1 protein-coding gene is annotated in these 1,043 nt (G+C 32.2%); it reads left to right on the top strand.

Annotated features, from left to right (window positions below):
- On the top strand, positions 1–903 hold a 903-nt coding region (locus tag G551_RS0112425; RefSeq protein WP_205618360.1), incomplete at its 5' end, for a DUF2971 domain-containing protein.
- Positions 904–1,043 lie beyond the last annotated feature (140 nt).

Below are 1,043 nucleotides of genomic sequence, written 5' to 3'. Positions count from 1 at the left end.
GCGTCAAAGTCAGTTCTTTTTACTATCTTTAGTTCTCAAATTCCCTTAGCTGGGAAATTATACAAGACCGTTGTACACAAGCTAATGAAACCAACAGATTATCCAGAAAAATTATACAAATATCGTTCTTGGAGCAACGAATATCATCAAAAGATTTTAACCGAAAATCAATTGTATTTAGCTTCACCAAATGACTTCAATGATCCAATTGACTGTAGAATTGGAAATAATTATAGCCTCTTAGATACGGATGAAAAAATAGAAGATTATGCAGAAATTATAACTCAAAGACATTGGAATTCCTTAATCAAAATGGGACTTGATCCAAACCACGAAAAAAAGAGAATAATTAGGGAATTGAAAACAAATATGAATTCTATGCAAAACGGAGATGATGAAAATACATTCAAAATGCAAGACAAACATTTCGGAATTCTCTCTCTAAGCGCAAGATTTGACAGTATTTTAATGTGGTCACACTATGCCGATTTTCACAAAGGTTTTTGTATAGGTTTTAGCGAAGAAAAATTAAGAGAGTCCAATTTATTTGGTAAAGGCGGACCTGTTGCATATAATGATGAATTTCCTAAAATTGACCCAAGAGATAATAGAACTCCTGAAAAGTCATTTTTACAAACACATACTAAAGCCAAAGATTGGAAATATGAAGAAGAATATCGATTGACAAAACTATTCTTTCCAGATGAACCAAAACCTTCTGACAGAATTGTTACTGTACCAACTGAATTTATGACCGAAATAATTTTAGGTTTAAAAATATCAGATGAACATAAAGCAAAAATTGTGGATATAGGAAAAGAAAAAGGTTTAAAAATTTATCAGATTGAACAAGTACCTTTTGAATTTAAATTAATAAAAAAGCCAGTGTACAACACCGTATAACAACAATTGCGGCTTTGTGTCCTGCGGACACAACCGCGCAAGCATAAAAGTCGGGAATTTTAGCTATCTTAGTTTTCAACCAATCCGCAACTGATTGTTATACAAGACCGTTGGCAGTAATGTAAAAAACGAACAAAATC

Origin of the sequence: Mesonia mobilis DSM 19841 (assembly GCF_000423405.1) — a bacterium.
In the GTDB taxonomy this organism is placed as follows: Bacteria; Bacteroidota; Bacteroidia; order Flavobacteriales; family Flavobacteriaceae; genus Mesonia; species Mesonia mobilis.
Note: the sequence above shows the minus strand (reverse complement) of the source record. Positions and strands in the feature narration are given on the sequence as shown.